Origin of the sequence: Bradyrhizobium sp. SPXBL-04, assembly GCF_051853035.1 — a bacterium.
Taxonomy (GTDB): Bacteria; Pseudomonadota; Alphaproteobacteria; order Rhizobiales; family Xanthobacteraceae; genus Bradyrhizobium; species Bradyrhizobium zhanjiangense.
Map to the genome: position 1 here is coordinate 842,643 of NZ_CP182472.1, position 14,834 is coordinate 857,476.

The 14,834-nt window shown below is 65.0% G+C and carries 13 protein-coding genes and 1 pseudogene; 9 read left to right on the forward strand and 5 right to left on the reverse strand.

Going from position 1 to position 14,834, the window contains the following annotated elements; genetic code table 11:
- Nucleotides 1–10: 10 nt before the first annotated feature.
- Together ACNJX8_RS03890 and ACNJX8_RS03895 are read right to left on the reverse strand one after the other, a co-directional pair.
- The gene (locus ACNJX8_RS03890; protein WP_439359682.1) at nucleotides 11–1,033 is read right to left on the reverse strand and encodes an aldo/keto reductase; all 1,023 of its coding nucleotides are present in this window, start codon (nucleotides 1,031–1,033) and stop codon (nucleotides 11–13) included.
- 299 nt (nucleotides 1,034–1,332) lie between these two features.
- On the reverse strand, nucleotides 1,333–1,758 hold the full coding sequence (locus ACNJX8_RS03895) for a PaaI family thioesterase (protein WP_439361804.1): 426 nt from the start codon (nucleotides 1,756–1,758) through the stop codon (nucleotides 1,333–1,335).
- A gap of 67 nt (nucleotides 1,759–1,825) precedes the next feature.
- Between ACNJX8_RS03895 and ACNJX8_RS03900 the strand changes: the two are divergent.
- Nucleotides 1,826–2,454, forward strand: a pseudogene (locus tag ACNJX8_RS03900) (NUDIX hydrolase).
- A gap of 56 nt (nucleotides 2,455–2,510) precedes the next feature.
- Nucleotides 2,511–3,761, forward strand: coding sequence for a hypothetical protein (locus ACNJX8_RS03905; RefSeq protein WP_439359683.1), 1,251 nt, complete (start codon nucleotides 2,511–2,513; stop codon nucleotides 3,759–3,761).
- 141 nt (nucleotides 3,762–3,902) lie between these two features.
- On the opposite strand, the gene ACNJX8_RS03910 is transcribed toward ACNJX8_RS03905, so the two are convergent.
- The gene (locus ACNJX8_RS03910) at nucleotides 3,903–4,220 is read right to left on the reverse strand and encodes a hypothetical protein (protein ID WP_439361805.1); all 318 of its coding nucleotides are present in this window, start codon (nucleotides 4,218–4,220) and stop codon (nucleotides 3,903–3,905) included.
- 193 nt (nucleotides 4,221–4,413) lie between these two features.
- Between ACNJX8_RS03910 and ACNJX8_RS03915 the strand changes: the two genes are divergently transcribed.
- From ACNJX8_RS03915 to ACNJX8_RS03935, 5 genes are all read left to right on the forward strand, one after another.
- A complete protein-coding gene (locus ACNJX8_RS03915) occupies nucleotides 4,414–4,893 on the forward strand; it encodes a hypothetical protein (protein WP_091895130.1) in 480 nt (159 codons plus the stop codon).
- Between the two features lie 295 nt (nucleotides 4,894–5,188).
- Nucleotides 5,189–6,136, forward strand: a complete 948-nt coding sequence (locus ACNJX8_RS03920; protein WP_091895128.1) for a TAXI family TRAP transporter solute-binding subunit — start codon at nucleotides 5,189–5,191, stop codon at nucleotides 6,134–6,136.
- A 203-nt stretch (nucleotides 6,137–6,339) separates the two neighbouring features.
- On the forward strand, nucleotides 6,340–8,454 hold the full coding sequence (locus ACNJX8_RS03925; protein WP_439359684.1) for a TRAP transporter permease: 2,115 nt from the start codon (nucleotides 6,340–6,342) through the stop codon (nucleotides 8,452–8,454).
- A complete protein-coding gene (locus tag ACNJX8_RS03930; RefSeq protein ID WP_439359685.1) occupies nucleotides 8,451–8,834 on the forward strand; it encodes a DUF1850 domain-containing protein in 384 nt (127 codons plus the stop codon). Before ACNJX8_RS03925 ends, ACNJX8_RS03930 begins: the two co-directional genes overlap by 4 nt.
- Before the next feature lie 11 nt (nucleotides 8,835–8,845).
- On the forward strand, nucleotides 8,846–9,652 hold the full coding sequence (locus ACNJX8_RS03935; protein ID WP_128931145.1) for an SDR family NAD(P)-dependent oxidoreductase: 807 nt from the start codon (nucleotides 8,846–8,848) through the stop codon (nucleotides 9,650–9,652).
- Nucleotides 9,653–9,731: 79 nt separating this feature from the next.
- Here the strand turns inward: ACNJX8_RS03935 and ACNJX8_RS03940 are convergent, their stop codons facing one another.
- On the reverse strand, nucleotides 9,732–10,502 hold the full coding sequence (locus tag ACNJX8_RS03940; protein WP_439359686.1) for a hypothetical protein: 771 nt from the start codon (nucleotides 10,500–10,502) through the stop codon (nucleotides 9,732–9,734).
- Nucleotides 10,503–10,761: 259 nt separating this feature from the next.
- Nucleotides 10,762–12,339: a cation:proton antiporter gene (locus ACNJX8_RS03945; protein WP_439359687.1), complete on the reverse strand. Its 1,578-nt coding sequence runs from the start codon at nucleotides 12,337–12,339 to the stop codon at nucleotides 10,762–10,764.
- Between the two features lie 111 nt (nucleotides 12,340–12,450).
- Between ACNJX8_RS03945 and ACNJX8_RS03950 the strand changes: the two genes are divergently transcribed.
- Both ACNJX8_RS03950 and ACNJX8_RS03955 read left to right on the forward strand, forming a co-directional pair.
- Nucleotides 12,451–13,212 carry a tetratricopeptide repeat protein gene (locus ACNJX8_RS03950; RefSeq protein WP_439359688.1) on the forward strand — a complete coding sequence of 254 codons (762 nt, stop codon included), beginning with the start codon at nucleotides 12,451–12,453 and terminating at the stop codon, nucleotides 13,210–13,212.
- Nucleotides 13,213–13,339: 127 nt separating this feature from the next.
- Nucleotides 13,340–14,722, forward strand: a complete 1,383-nt coding sequence (locus tag ACNJX8_RS03955; protein ID WP_439359689.1) for a tetratricopeptide repeat protein — start codon at nucleotides 13,340–13,342, stop codon at nucleotides 14,720–14,722.
- The last annotated feature ends 112 nt before the right edge of the window (nucleotides 14,723–14,834 follow it).

The following is a 14,834-nucleotide window of genomic DNA, read 5'->3' on the forward strand; positions in this document are numbered from 1 at the left end:
TCTCCGGAGTTCAAGCCGTCCGCGCGCGGCGTCCTTCGATCGGATAGGCCGGATCGTTGTATCCGGGCGTCGAGGGATGGCCCGGCACGACCAGCCGGTCGATCAGCGCCTCGTCCTCCGTGGTGAAGCGATAGTCGAGCGCGCGGATGTAGTCGTCCCATTGCTGCTCGGTGCGGGGGCCGGCGATGATGGAGGTCACGAAAGCGGAGTTCAGCACCCAGGCGACCGCGAACTGGCCGGCGGTGATGCCTTTCTTCTCGGCATGGGCTTTGATCTCCTGCGCGAGCTGGAGTGATTCCGGCCGCCATTCGGTCTGCATCATGCGGGTGTCGTTGCGGCCCGCGCGCGTCTCCTTGTCCGGCGCAGCATCGGGCTTGTACTTGCCGGTGAGGACGCCGCGCGCGAGCGGGCTGTAGGGCACGATGCCGAGGCCGTAATAGGCGCAGGCCGGAAAATGCTCGACCTCCGGCATGCGGTTCATGGCGTTGTAATAGGGCTGGCTCACCGCGGGCCGGTCGATGCCAAGCCGGTCGCAGATGTTGCAGATCTCGGCGACGCGCCAGGCGCGGTAGTTCGAGACGCCGAAATAGCGCACCTTGCCCGCGCGGATCAGGTCGCCCATCGCGCGTACCGTCTCCTCCAGCGGCGTCGCATGATCTTCCTTGTGCAGGTAGTAGATGTCGATGTGGTCGGTGCCGAGCCGCGTCAAGCTTTCGTCGGCGGCCTGCAGCACCCAGCGCCGCGACAGGCCGCCGCGATTGGGATCGTCGCTCATTTCGTTGTTCATGGGGTTAGCGAGCTTTGTGGCGAGCACCCAGGCGTGACGATTGCCGGTAATGGCGCGGCCCACGACCTCTTCAGACGCGCCCTTCGAATAGGCATCCGCCGTGTCGATGAAGTTGATCCCGGCATCGAACGCTTTCGCGATGATCCGTTTGGATGCGGCTTCATCCGTCGGCCCGCCGAACATCATGGTGCCGAGACAAATCGGCGACACTTTCAGGCCGCTGCGGCCGAGCTGGCGGTATTGCATGGGCTGCTTCCTCAACGCTTGCGTTGGTGCCAGCATAGCCAGCTACGTCAGTCATTGCGAGCGCAGCGAAGCAATCCAGAACTGCGTCCGCGGAAACATGCTGGATTGCTTCGCTGCGCTCGCAATGACGAGGAAACTGCCCCCTACACCTCAGCTGTCATCGCCCGACTTGATCGGGCGATCCGGTACGCCGAGGCGCCTGCAATTGATCGAGACGCCGCGGCGTACTGGATTCCCCGCTTTCGCGGGGAATGACAGCGGCGGGTGTGGTGCGCAGCGGCGGTCCGACGAGACGCGCCCTACCCCGGCCCCTTCAAAATCTTGAACACGCCATTGGCCATCACGATGCAGCGATCGTCTACCGTGACCTCGGTGCTCATGAAGATGAGGCTGCGGGTCGAACGCACCACGCGCGGGCGGGAGATCAGGATGTCGCCGATCTGGCCGGCCTCGACGAAATGGGTGTCGAGCTGCACCGTCGCCATGAACTCCTTGCCGGAGAGGTAGCGGGCGGTCATGCCGCAGGTGCGGTCGGCGAAGGTCATCATCACGCCGCCCTGGATCATGCCGCGGCGGTTGTGGTGCTTGTCTTCGGTCGCGAGGGCGAACTCGTAATGGCCGTCGATCTTGCGCTCCCACAACGGGCCGATCAGGTGCATGAAGCCCGTGGTCTCGAGGATGGTCCAGCCGTCTGATTTCAGCCTCGCGGCGGCCTTGTTGGTCATGTCGTCGTCCATTCCTGTGCGGACCTTCGATCTCATTTCATCGAGGCCGGACGTGGTGTAGTCAAGCATCATGAGACCGTTCGACGATGCCACACGGCGGAATATCGCGGATGCCTGCGCGGCCTTCGCGCGCCTGCCTGAGGAAGAAGCGCAGCCGGCATTGAAGCGTGCCGCTGTGGCGGTTGCGCTGACCGCAGCAGGCGAGGGCGACGAGACTGCGCTGCTGCTCACGCTGCGCGCATCGCACTTACGCGCCCATCGCGGCCAATGGGCCTTGCCGGGCGGACGCTGCGACGCCGGCGAGACGCCGGTCGAGGCGGCGCTGCGCGAGCTCGACGAGGAGCTTGGCTCCGCCTCACCGGCGCGGACGTGCTCGGCACGCTCGACGACTATCCGACACGCTCCGGCTATCTGATCACGCCGGTCGTGGTCTGGGCCGCCGAGAGCGCCGCGATCAGGCCGAACCCGGACGAGGTCGCGTCCGTCCATCGCATAACGCTCACCACGATCGAGCGCGATGACGCCTTCGATTTCATCGCGATCCCCGAAAGCGCGCGCCGCGTGATCCGCTTCCATCATCAGATGAGCCTGATCCACGCGCCGACGGCGGCGCTGATCTACCAGTTCCGAGAGGTGCTGGCGGGGCGGCACACCCGCGTGACCGAGCTGGAACAGCCGGTGTTCGCCTGGAAGTGACGATGGTAAACGGCGCGTTAACGTGACGGTTACCGGATGCCTGCTAAGAGGGCAGCATGCATCACACACCGATTCGACGCGCCCTGACGCTGGTTCCATTCGCGCTCGTGCTGCTCGCGCCCGCCGCGCGCGGCGGTGAGGCCGACGCGCTGCCGCCCGCCGTCAGCAATGCCAATGCTCAGCTGTTGTCGCAGTTTTTTGCGCAAGGCGGGGCCTCGCCGGCCGTGCTCGAATATCGCCGCAAGCTCGCGGAATACCAGGCGGCGCGCGCCGCCTTCGACGCCGAGGCGGGCGCCTATTGGAGCCAGATCTCCGAGAAGCGGAAAACCCGCAACGCCAAGCGGCGCAGCGGGCAGCAGGTGACCCTCGATGATTACGTGCTGGAGCATCCGCCGCTTTATACCGGTCCGAAGCGGCCGGTGAACCCGGAGCCGGAGGAAGCGCCGGAGCGTCCGCCCCGAAAACCCATCCCGGTGGTCGCTGATTTCCTGCGCGCGGCGCAGGAGCTCTATCAGTTCACGCCGCAGCGCCCGACCAGTGAGGTCGAGTTCAAGCGCGCCTATGCGCGCTACGCGCTCGCCTCGGGGCTGACGCGCGAGCAAGCGGTGCGGGTCTATTCGTTCGAGACCGGCGGCACCGGCAGTTACGACGTGCAGGCGGGCATCGAGCACGGCGGCAAGCGCGCCATCTCGACTGCGATGGGCTACAATCAGCTCTTGACCACCAACAGCGTCGAGCTGCTGGCTGAGCAGGGCCATGAATTCGTCCGCGCGCTTTCGGACAAGGTGGCGCGCAGCTCAGGGCCGGCGCGCCAGTCGCTCGAGCACAAGCTCGCTGTTCTGAAGAAAATGGTCGCGCATGCGAAGTCGGTGCCCGACACCTGGTCGGAGCACGAGAAGATCGGCAACACCGCGCAGGGCTGGGCCATGCATGCGATGGTGCTCGACGTCGACGTCGGCCCGATGCTGCAGACCCACAAGCTGCTGACCTCGGTGCTGTTCGCGCGCGCCAAGGGCTATACACGGCCGCTCACCGCAGCCGAGCTCGAGATGATGAACCTCACCGGCGACGGCACCGGCCTCGACATGGTGACGATGCCGCAGGCGATGCGCGAGCAGGTGCCGACTTCGAACTTCTTCCAGCGCGGCGGCTACGAGCGCAACCCGGTAGCCATCCGCCACAACACGGTGGCGAAGCTGCTGGCCGTGACGGATGAGCGCATGGATTCGAACGGCAGCAAAGCCGGCGCGCGGGAGCTGGCAGGGGTGTTTTGGATATCAGATGTCGTCCCGGCGAAGCTGCCGTAGGGTGGGCAAAGCGACTTGTCCGCCGTAGCTCGAAGAGCGAAGGCGGAAGCGTGCCCACCATTCTCGATCGGAATGCGCTGACCGATGGTGGGCACGGCGCTGCCGCGCCTTTGCCCACCCTACAGTTTCTCGGCTCTGCGCCTACTGATCCGGCCCGAACTTGAACTTGCCGTCGCCTTCGAGATACGGCCCGGTGCGCATGTAGAGCTGGCCGTTGTGGCCGATGAAGAACAGCGTGCCCTTCGGCACTTTCTTGGCGCCCTTGAGCAGCTCGCCGGCATTGCTGGTACCCATCTTGTAGGAATAGGTCTTGCCGTCCCTGTCATAGGCGTAGCCCATGTCGGGCTTGAGCTCCCACGGCGTTGCCGGGACTTGCGCCAATGCGGGCACGGCAAACGCGCCGATCACCGTGACGAGTGCTGCTGAAGCAAGTGCAAATGTCTTCGTTGAAAATGCCATCATCCATCCTCCCCGTCGCTGGGGTACCGGCTTGAACAAATCACGAACGGCATTTCCGGGTCAATTTGCGAAAGCGCCGCAGCGCATCACGTCCTGCCCAGCAGTTTGTGATTTTCCCTTCGTCCCCTCGCGACTATGTTCCGCTTTCCGTCTAGAACGCAACTCGACAAAATTATTGGTGGGGATGATTCGGATGCGCCATGTGATCAAACTTTGCTGGGCTGCTGCATTGTCGTTGACGGCGCTGGCGCCGGCCGCGCGGGCAGATGACTACCAGCTCAGCCACAACCAGCGCATTTCGTGCAGCCGCGGCCTTGCCCCCGGCAAGCTGAACACGGCCACCTGCAAGTCCTACACCTATCTCTTCAACACCAAGACCTCGGAATATTTCCGCTGCCAGGTCTCGCTGGCGCTGACCCGCGACAACAAGGAAGTCATCAACGTGCAGACCGACGGCGGCTGCACCAAGAAGCCGCGCATCTTCGAGACCGATGGCAAATACGATTTCGACGCCACCGAGACCGAGCCGCCGAACACCAACTCGTTCTTCGGCCCCGGCGGCTACTCGGTCTGGGCCACCGACGTCAGCGCGCAAAAGGTGCGCGGCTGCATCATCATCTCCTCAGGCCTCGGCTCCGACATCTCCAAATGCCTGGACATGACGTTCCAGTGAGGGGGCGTCGTCTCGTAGAAGCTGCGCTCCCTCCCCCGCTTGCGGGGGAGGGTCGGGGAGAGGGTGTTCCCACAACGGGATAATCCCCTAGAGGAGAAAGCTCTCACCCGCGCCTTCGGCGCGACCTCTCCCGCAAGCGGGAGAGGTGAGCGCTGCGCCACCTCGCCGCACCGCCGGGTTCCCAAAAATCCAGCCGGAACGGCCATTTACCGCAGTCCTGTTTTGCCTTTTGGATGGGTTGACCCGCTGCCCTCATCCGGCCAATTTCGCCGCCGGTTTGGGGAGTACAACAACCATGAAACGGACGTTCTTCGGCGTGGCCGCGGCTCTTGCTCTGGCGGCGTCGGCGCCTTGCGCACATGCGCAATCCTTCATCAACGTGCTGACCGGCGGCACCTCCGGCGTCTACTATCCGCTCGGGGTCGCGATCGGGAAGATCTACGGCGACAAGATCCCGAACGTGAAGACGCAGGTGCAGGCCACCAAGGCGTCGGTCGAGAATCTCATCCTGCTGCAGCAGGGCCGCGGCGAACTGGCGTTCACGCTGGGTGACTCGCTGAAAGCGGCCTGGAATGGCGAGGAGGAGGCGGGCTTCAAGACCAAGCTCGACAAGCTCAGGACCATCGGCGCGATCTATCCGAACTACATCCAGATCGTCGCGACCACTGAGTCCGGCATCAAGACGCTCGCCGACCTCAAGGGCAAGAGCCTGTCGGTCGGGGCGCCGAAGTCGGGCACCGAGCTGAATTCCCGCGCGATCCTCGCGGCGGCCGGCATGAGCTACAAGGATCTCGGCAAGGTCGAATATCTGCCCTTCGCCGAATCCGTCGATCTCATGAAGAACCGCCAGCTCGCCGCCACGCTGCAATCGGCGGGCCTCGGCGTCGCCTCGCTGAAGGACCTGTCGACCTCGAGCCCGATCACGGTGGTGTCGGTGCCGAAGGAGACCGTCGACAAGATCGGCCCGCCCTTCATCTCCGCGATCATTCCAGCCAACACCTATACTGGGCAGGACAAGGACGTGCCGACGGCTGCCGTGGTCAATTATCTCGTCACGAGTTCCGCTGTATCTGACGATCTCGCCTATCAGATGACAAAACTGGTCTACGAGTCGCTCCCCGAGCTCGCCAACGCGCATGCGGCCGGCAAGGAGATCAAGCTCGAGACTGCGGCCGCCGGGAGCCCGGTTCCGCTGCACCCCGGCGCGATCCGCTATTACAAGGAAAAGGGGCTGATCAAGTAGCCTCCCTCCGTTGTCACTCCGGGTTCGATGTTTCGGGCCGCGCTACGCGGTCCCGTCACATTGACGGAGAGGATTATCGCGAATGCCCGGGCCTTCGCCGCGCCGAAGGGGCTTCGGCCCCGCAGGCGGGACAATCCCGGGCATGACGTTTTTGGAGCCACGTGCCAATGCTATCCGGCATGGACAGGCTGAGGACGAATGAGATGCTGGAAAAGGCAGAGGGCACCGAAGCTGCGCCCATCAAGGTCGAGTTCGACAATTTCGAGCACGGCTTTCCGGAAGGCTTTGGTCCGGGCTGGTGGGGCCATCTCGCATACTGGATCGGCATCGCGTTTGCGACCTTCCAGCTCTATGTCGCCGCCTTCAACTATTTGCCGAGCCAGGTGGTGCGCGGCGTCCATGTCGGCTTCCTGGTTCTGCTCACCTTCGGCCTGATCGCCAATTTCACGGCGAAGAGCAATTTCGGCCGTGCGCTCGGATGGGTGATCGGCGGCGCGGGTTTCTTCTGCGGCCTCTATCAGTGGATCTTCTATGCCGATCTGATTGCCCGCGACGGCGATCCGACGCGACTTGATCTCGTGGTCGGCACGCTGCTCGCGGTGCTGATCTTCGAGGGCACGCGGCGGCTGATGGGCGCGGCACTGCCGCTGATGTGCGGTGCGTGTCTCGTCTACTGGTTCTTCGGCCAATACCTGCCGTCGCCGCTCAACCATCGCGGCTATGATTTCGATCAGATCGTCACGCATCTGTCGTTCGGCACCGAGGGCTTCTACGGCGTGCCGATCTACGTCTCGGCGACGTACATCTTCCTGTTCATCCTGTTCGGCTCGTTCCTGGAGCGCGCCGGCATGATCCAGCTGTTCACCGACGTCTCGCTCGGCCTGTTCGGCCGCACCCGTGGCGGTCCTGCCAAGGTCGCGGTGTTCGCCTCGGGCATGATGGGCACGATTTCCGGCTCGGGCGTCGCCAACGTCGTCACCGTCGGCCAGTTCACCATTCCTTTGATGATCAGGTTCGGTTACCGCCGCGCGTTCGCCGCCGGCGTCGAAGCGACGGCCTCGATGGGTGGACAGATCATGCCGCCGGTGATGGGCGCTGTCGCCTTCATCATGGCCGAGACGCTCGGCGTGCAATATTCGGAGATCGTCAAGGCTGCGGCGATTCCTGCGATCCTCTATTTCGCATCAGCTTTCTGGATGGTGCACCTCGAAGCCGGCAAGCATGGCCTCGTCGGCATGAAGCGCTCCGAGATCCCGAGCGCCTGGAAGGCGCTGGTGACGCGCTGGTACCTCGTGCTGCCGCTCGCCGCCCTCGTCTACATGCTGTTCGAAGGCTTTACGCCGCTCTATGCCGGCAGCATGGGCCTTGCGCTGACGGTGGCGCTGATCCTTGGCACCAGCATCACGGCTGGCGTGTCCGCGACGGTCATCCGCTACATCTTCTGGATCGGCCTCGCGCTCGTCGTCGCCGCGCTCTCGCGGGACGGGCTTCAGATCGTGCCGGTTGCTTGTGTCGTGGTCGGGCTGATCGTGATCACCGCCTTCGTGCGCGGCGGTTTTGCGGCGTTGCGCGCCTGCCGCGGTGCGCTCGCTGAGAGCGCCAAATCCGCCATCACCGTCGGCATGGCCTGCGCCATCGTCGGCGTCATCATCGGCATGATGTCGCAGACCGGTGTCGGCACCATCTTCGGCGGTTGGGTGATCGGTCTCGGTGAAAAGAGCCTGTTTTTGGCGCTGATCATGACCATGTTGCTGTCGATCCTGCTCGGCACCGGCATCCCGACCATCCCGACCTACATCATCACCGCCGCGCTCGCCGCGCCGGCGCTTGCCAAGCTCGGCGTGCCTCTGATCGCGAGCCACATGTTCGCGTTCTACTACGGCATCATGGCCGACCTCTCACCACCGGTGGCGCTGGCTGCGCTTGCGGCGGCGCCGATCGCGAAGGAGAACCCGGACAAGATCGGCTGGGAGGCGATGCGCATCGCGCTCGCCGGCTACGTCATCCCCTTCATCTTCGTCTATTCGCCGGCCCTGATGCTGCAAGCCGGCGATCCCATGGCGGCCAAGCTCGGCTTTTACGGCGCGGTCGCGCTCGCGAGCCTGAAGGCGCTGGTGGCGATCGCGCTGTTCGGCATGGTCGCGATCGGCTTCCTGTTCACGCGGCTGACGCTGATCGAGCGGCTGGTCGCGCTCGGTGCCGCGTTCTGCCTGCTCGGCGACTTCCCGTTCAGCGATACTGCCGGCTTCGTGTTCTCCGCGGCGCTCGTGCTGTGGCAGTGGCGGCAGCGTCCGCCTGTAACGGTCGAGGCGGTGTGAGCCTCTGCTTCGCAACGGCAGGCGGTGTGAAGGCGCTGGCGCTGTCCGCCTTCACGCTGGTGTGGACCCATTCGATCGCGAAGGTCGATTGGCAGGAAGATTGGCGCGTCACCCCCGCCGGCCTCGAATTGGTGCAGGCCCGCGTCAAGGGGACCGGCCCCGGCATGGAGCCTCCGCCCGAAGCGCGGCTGATTGGCGGCTGGTTTCAGTGGCGGCCGGACCGCGCGCCGATGCCGGAGGTGGTGCTGGGCAATTCCGGCGCGGCGGGGGAGTGGCGGTTGTGCGATGACGGGCGGTGCCGGACGTTGTCGGAGATTGTGGGGCATCCGATCGGTGATAACGTCACCAAAATGAGCATCTGCAAACAACAAGAGAAATAAGGGAGATCACGATGGATCGGCTCAAGGGCAAGGTTGCGATGGTGGTGGGGGCCGGCTCGATTGGACCCGGCTGGGGCAACGGCAAGGCGACCGCAGTGACCTTTGCGCGCGAGGGCGCGCAGGTGTTTTGCGTCGATCGCAACGGCGCGGCCGCCGAGGAGACTGCGAAGATCATCAATGACGAAGGCGGCAAGGCGACGGCGTTCACGGCCGACGTCTCGCGGTCTGCCGAGATCGAGGCGATGGTGGCGGCGTGCCTGAAGGCCCATGGCCGCATCGACGTGCTCGACAACAATGTCGGCATCGCCGAGATGGGCAGCGTGGTCGAGGTGACCGAGGAGAGCTGGGATCGCGTCTTCAGCGTCAACCTCAAGAGCGCCTATTTCGCCATGAAGCACGTCATTCCCGTCATGGTGAAACAGGGCGGCGGCTCGATCATCAACATCTCCTCGATCGCCTCGATCCGCCACATGGGCATCTCCTACGTCACCTACGGTACCTCGAAGGCGGCAATGAACCAGATGACGCGCACCACTGCGATCGAGTTCGCGCGCCACCATGTGCGGGTCAATGCGATCCTGCCGGGCCTGATGAAGACGCCGATGGTCGAGCACTCTGCCGGCCTGGCCGCGAGCTATGCCAAGGGTGACGTCGAGGCGATGTGGCGCGCGCGTGACGCGCAAGTGCCGATGGGCCACATGGGCGACGCCTTCGACGTCGCCAACGCCGCACTGTTCCTGGCGTCGGACGAGTCGAAATACGTGACGGGGATCGAACTCGTGGTGGACGGCGGGATCACCTGCAAGGCGGGGGCGTAGCCTCAACCTCCGCCGTCGTCCCGGCCTAGTGCGCAATTGCGCACGGGGGCCGGGACGACGCTGAATATTTGGCTGCCGTCTACTGCGCCAGCGCTAATATCCCGCCGGCAAATGCATGCCAGGCCGCCGTCTCGCTGACCGGCCAGTTCAGCCCCTTCACCACCAGCAGCGCGAGCGTGCCGTAGATGTAGACCGGGTGGGCGCGGCCCTCGGTGCGCCAGTCGCGCACCATGGCGACGACGAGCAGAAGCGAGGCGACGACAGCCGGCGCGATGGTGACGGGCACCGGCGGCGGGCCCGGCGGACCGGGAGGGGCAAGGAAGGTGAGGAACCAGCGCGCGATCGCGGCATCCAGAATCGAGACCGCCGCGAGCAGCATCAGGCGCTTGTGAATCTCGGGCCTCCGCGTGTTCATGATCGCCAGCACGAACACCACCGCGAAGAACGCGATCCCGCTCATCGGCACGATCGAGAACGCGATGCCGGCCTCCTTCTGCCCGAGCGCCGCGGAATGCTGCATCACATGCACGGAGGCGAGGAAGCCGAAGATCGTCATCGCGGTCGCCAGCGACACACCGGCGATGCCGAGCGAGCGGTGATTGACCACGCGGCCGGACGCTGCGAGCCAGGTCTGGAGCACGAAATAGAGCGACCAGGTGAAGAACAAGAGTCCGTGAAAATGGATGACCGGGCTTGCGGAAAACGTCCGGTTGGCGAGTGGCACCCAATAGGTCGGTGCAAAGCCCAGAAACGCGGTGGCGGCGCAAGCCAGCGCCATGTGGAGATAAAAATATCGTGCAGGCGACGCATCTCGCGCGCGGACACGACGGTCGTCGATCAGGGTTGTCATCTGGAATGAGTCTGGGAAGGAGCGGTTTGGTTCAAACGCCTGCCGTTCACCCTCCGCTGTCGTCCCGGACAAGCGCGCCCTCAAGCGCGCGCAGATCCGGGACCCATAACCACAGGGTTGAGTTACCAGCACGAGCTGGCAACTCCGAGTCTTCGTCAAACCACATCCTGTGGTTATGGGTCCCGGATCGGCGCTCCGCTCCCGTCAACGCTGCGCGTTGTCTGGAGCTTCGCTTGTCCGGGACGACGGCCGATTTGGCCTATCCCCCCGCGCTCAATTCGGCGCGATCGAGCTCTTCCTCGAGTTTGTGGAAGGCGTCGTCGCCGATCACCTCGGTGGCGCGCAGATCGAAGATCGATTTGCGCGCGGCCTCGATGGCGCGGCGGCGCAGGGGATCGGCGGGCAATTCGCCATTGGCGATGCCGCCGTTCGGATCGGTCTCGGCCTGCATCAGGATGGCGCGATATTCGAGCCTGAGGATTTCCGCTTCCTCCGATGGATCGCTCTCGATGGCGTCGAGCGCGGCGCGATAGGCGATGGCACGTCCGCGCGCGACCTCGGTGCCGACCGGATCATCGTCCTTGAGGCCGAAGGCGAGGATCAGCGGCCGCAGCGTCAAGCCCTGGATCACCAGCGAACCCAGCACCACTGCAAAAGCGATGAAGACGATGAAGTCGCGATAGGGAAAGTTCTCCGGCAGGGCAAAAGCGGTGGCGAGCGTGACGAGGCCGCGCATGCCGCACCAGGAGATGATGAGACCGCCCTTGGCCGAGGCGACCTGTTTTGGATCCTTCGGATGATAGATGCCGCGGGCGACCAGCACGCGCAGCGTCGTGCGGTAGAACGTCACCCAGCACAGCCGGACCAGCACCACGGTGAGCAGGATCCAGGCGGCGGCGACGCAATATTCCCAACGCACGTCGGCATCGAGCCGCGTCCAGATCGGCCGCATCTGCATGCCGATCAGCATGAAGGCGAGCACGTTGAGCACGAACACTGTCGTCTCCCAGACCGCATAGGACGGCACCCGCAGCCGCGCCGGGATGCGCGCCGGCGCCGTGCGCGCGACGGTGATGGCGTAAACCACGATGGTAAGGATGCCGGAGAGGCCGAGATGCTCGGCGGCGATCCACACCAAGAAGGTGGTGGCGAACTGCACGATGATGGCGCTCGGCGCCTCTGTCACGCGCTCCATGAACAGCGGAATGATGCGTCCTGCGAGCAGGCCGGCAATGACGCTGCCGACCAGCGCCAGTGCCATGGTCGGCGCGACCTGGCTCCACGTCAGGTGCTCGGTGGCGATCGCGCCGACCGCGATGCGATAGATCAGCAGCGCGGTCGCGTCGTTGAGCAGGCTCTCGCCCTCCAGGACCTTCACCATGCGGTGGGGCAGCTTCACCTGGCTCAGGATCGCGACCGCGGCCGCGGCGTCCGGCGGTGCCACGATGGCACCGAGCGCGACCGCAGCGGCCCAGGGCATGTCGGGCATCAGCCGGTGCGCGACATAGGCCACGCCAACCGTGGTGAGGCCGACCGCGGCGACGACCAGGGTCGAGACCGGAACCCAATTGTTGCGCAGATCGCGCAGCGAGGTGTCGAACGCGGCATCGAGCAGGACCGGTGCGACAAAAAGCGCCAAAGCCAGGTCCGGCTCCAGCGTCCAGGACGGGCTCGACGGCACGAAGGCGATCAGCGCGCCGCCGATGGCGAGGAAGGTCGGGTAGGGGACCTTGATCCGCCGCGCCAGCGCCGATAAGCCAACGGCGCCGAGCAGAAGCACGATAATCCATTCGAATGTCGACACGATGATCCCCGAAACCGATTTGAGCGACGCCACAAGCTAGCACCAATCCGGCCGTAATGATGGATAGTGGGGCGACAAGGCAAGATTGAAGGCGAGGCCGACTACAAGGCTGACGACAAGCAAGACTTTCCGACTGTAACGAGCATGCGTTCTTTTCTCATTCAACTGTCAGCTGCCGGGCTGCTCTGCGCGCTCTCGCTCGCCGCGGCGCATGCCGCGACGGGCAGCGAGCCGGTCGCGGTGCCGCAGATCGACGTCGCGCCATGCCTCGCGGCGACCGCCGCCGACGACATGGACAAGGCCGTCACGGCCTGCGCGGCCGTGATCGACAATGAGAAGACCGCGAAGGAAGATCTGATCAAGGCGCTGATCGCGCGCGGCGCGATCTATGCGCGGCACGACCAGGTCGACCGCGCGATCGCCGACGACAGCCGTGCACTTCTGCTCGATCCCACCCTCGCGGACATCTTCAACGCGCGCGGCGAGCTCTGGCTGAAGAAGGGCGACAAGCCCAAGGCGGTGCAGGATTTCGGCGCGGCGCTCAGAATCGATCCCAACCACGAGAAGGCCAAGGCCAATCACAAGGCGATGGCGCGCGAGCTCGAGCGGATCGGGGCGCAGATGGCGGTCGCCGGCAAGCCCAGCTTCAACTGCGCGCGGGCGCGTCGTGCCGTGGAAAGGGCGATCTGCGGCAATCGCGAGCTCGCCGATCTCGACCGGGAGATCTTTGCATCAAGTGCCCGCGCGATCCGCGAGGCGCGCAATGCAGGCGAGGCCAAGGCGCTCCAGCGCGAGCAGGACGACTTCATTGCCCGCCGAAATGCCGGGTACGGCTGGCCTGGGTACGACCTGAAGAAGGCGATGCAGGAGCGGTTGCAGCGGCTGAACGGGGTGGACGGATATTGAGCCCTTCGCCTCTCCCGCGTGCGAGGCGAGGGAGAGAAGCGCCAGTGCTCCCCTGACGGCCCTCCTTGAACCCATCCCTCGCCAGCCGCGACAACGGTGAGAACCCGACGTCACGGAGCCCTATGCCATGTGCGGCACGCCTTATCCCGCGCAAACGCCCTCGTTTGCCAGAATTTCGCTGCGCGCGTCCTTCCTCGGCGCGGCAATGAGCCTAGCCCTCGTCGCTCCAGCCGCCGCCGGCATCGATTGCGTGCCGGGCAGCAAGGCTATTCCCGCGGACCTGATCCCCGCGTGCGGCGCCATCATCGACCAGAGCGCAAATCCGGCGTCTGAACGCTCCATGGCGCTCGTCGCTCGCGCGGAAGCGAATGTGCGAACCTCCGGAGGCCAGTCGCAGGCGCTGCGCGATCTGGACCGCGCCATCGCGCTCGACGGCAAGAACGCAAAGGCCTGGCGCGTGCGCGGCAACCTCTTGCGCGAGGCCGGCGGCGACCTCAATCGGGCCGGGACGGATCTCACCAAGGCGATCGAGCTCGATCCGCAGGATGCGGAGGCTTACGAGTCGCGCGGCGTCGTCTACACCAACCAGCATCGCCTCGACCGCGCCATTGCAGACTACGATCAGGCCATCAAGCTGAAGACGGATTTCGCCCAGGCCTGGTCCGACCGCGGCGCGACCTTCTATCTGCGCGGCGACTACGACAAGGCCGTCGCTGACCTCAGCGAGGCGCTGCGCCTCGATCCGAGCCGGGCGCGCAGTTACACCAACCGCGGCGCCGCCTACAAGAAGCTCGGCGAGCTCGACAAGGCGATCGCAGACGACAGCGAGGCGATCCGGCTCGATCCAAAGGTGCCGGAGTATTTCGACAACCGCGGTCTCACCTATGCCGCGATGAAGGAGTACGACAAGGCGATCGCCGATTACGATCAGGCGATCCGTCTCGAGCAGCGGGTGAACTTCCTGACCAACCGCGGTGACTCCTACCAGTTCAAGGGCGAGCTCGGTGCTGCGCTGTCGGACTACAACGACGCGCTGAAACTCGATCCGAATTTTGCCAAGACCTACAACAACCGCGCCGTGCTCTACAAGAAGATGGGCGAGCGCAAGAAGGCGCTGGCCGACTACGAGGCGGCGTTGCGGCTCGATCCCGCCAATGAGAACGCGCTCAACGGCCGCCGCGCGATGATCGCCGAGATCGCAAAATTCGGCGGCGAGCCGCGCAGTGTGCTGAACGCCGCTCCCAGCGAACCGTCGTTCGACTGCGCCTCCGCCAAGCGCGAGGTCGAGAAGGTGATCTGCGCCGATCCGCAGCTCGGCGTGCTCGACCGCCAGATCGCCGAGGCCTACGAGCGGGTGCTGAAATCCGCGAGCAAGCGCTCGGCGGATGGCCTGCGCAAGTCCCAGCGCGATTTCCTTGCCACGCGCGATGCGAGCTTCCGTCGCCCCGGCTATGATCTGAAAAAGGTCATGCAGGAGAGATTGCAGAAGCTGAATGCGATGGAGGGGTAGTCGGGTTCTCGCCTCCCCCCTCCTGCGGGGAGAGGCCGGAATGCGCGCTGAAAGCGCGGATTCCGGGTGAGGGGGGACTCTCCGCGAGTCCAACTGCCGCCGTCCCCACCCC

What these genes read in the sequence shown, in the direction of transcription:
- ACNJX8_RS03890 (WP_439359682.1), bottom strand. Translation starts at nt 1,033, where the DNA reads ATGCAATACCGCCAGCTCGGCCGCAGCGGCCTGAAAGTGTCGCCGATT.
- ACNJX8_RS03895 (WP_439361804.1), bottom strand. Translation starts at nt 1,758, where the DNA reads ATGACCAACAAGGCCGCCGCGAGGCTGAAATCAGACGGCTGGACCATC.
- ACNJX8_RS03905 (WP_439359683.1), top strand. Translation starts at nt 2,511, where the DNA reads ATGCATCACACACCGATTCGACGCGCCCTGACGCTGGTTCCATTCGCG.
- ACNJX8_RS03910 (WP_439361805.1), bottom strand. Translation starts at nt 4,220, where the DNA reads ATGGCATTTTCAACGAAGACATTTGCACTTGCTTCAGCAGCACTCGTC.
- ACNJX8_RS03915 (WP_091895130.1), top strand. Translation starts at nt 4,414, where the DNA reads ATGCGCCATGTGATCAAACTTTGCTGGGCTGCTGCATTGTCGTTGACG.
- ACNJX8_RS03920 (WP_091895128.1), top strand. Translation starts at nt 5,189, where the DNA reads ATGAAACGGACGTTCTTCGGCGTGGCCGCGGCTCTTGCTCTGGCGGCG.
- ACNJX8_RS03925 (WP_439359684.1), top strand. Translation starts at nt 6,340, where the DNA reads ATGCTGGAAAAGGCAGAGGGCACCGAAGCTGCGCCCATCAAGGTCGAG.
- ACNJX8_RS03935 (WP_128931145.1), top strand. Translation starts at nt 8,846, where the DNA reads ATGGATCGGCTCAAGGGCAAGGTTGCGATGGTGGTGGGGGCCGGCTCG.
- ACNJX8_RS03940 (WP_439359686.1), bottom strand. Translation starts at nt 10,502, where the DNA reads ATGACAACCCTGATCGACGACCGTCGTGTCCGCGCGCGAGATGCGTCG.
- ACNJX8_RS03950 (WP_439359688.1), top strand. Translation starts at nt 12,451, where the DNA reads ATGCGTTCTTTTCTCATTCAACTGTCAGCTGCCGGGCTGCTCTGCGCG.
- ACNJX8_RS03955 (WP_439359689.1), top strand. Translation starts at nt 13,340, where the DNA reads ATGTGCGGCACGCCTTATCCCGCGCAAACGCCCTCGTTTGCCAGAATT.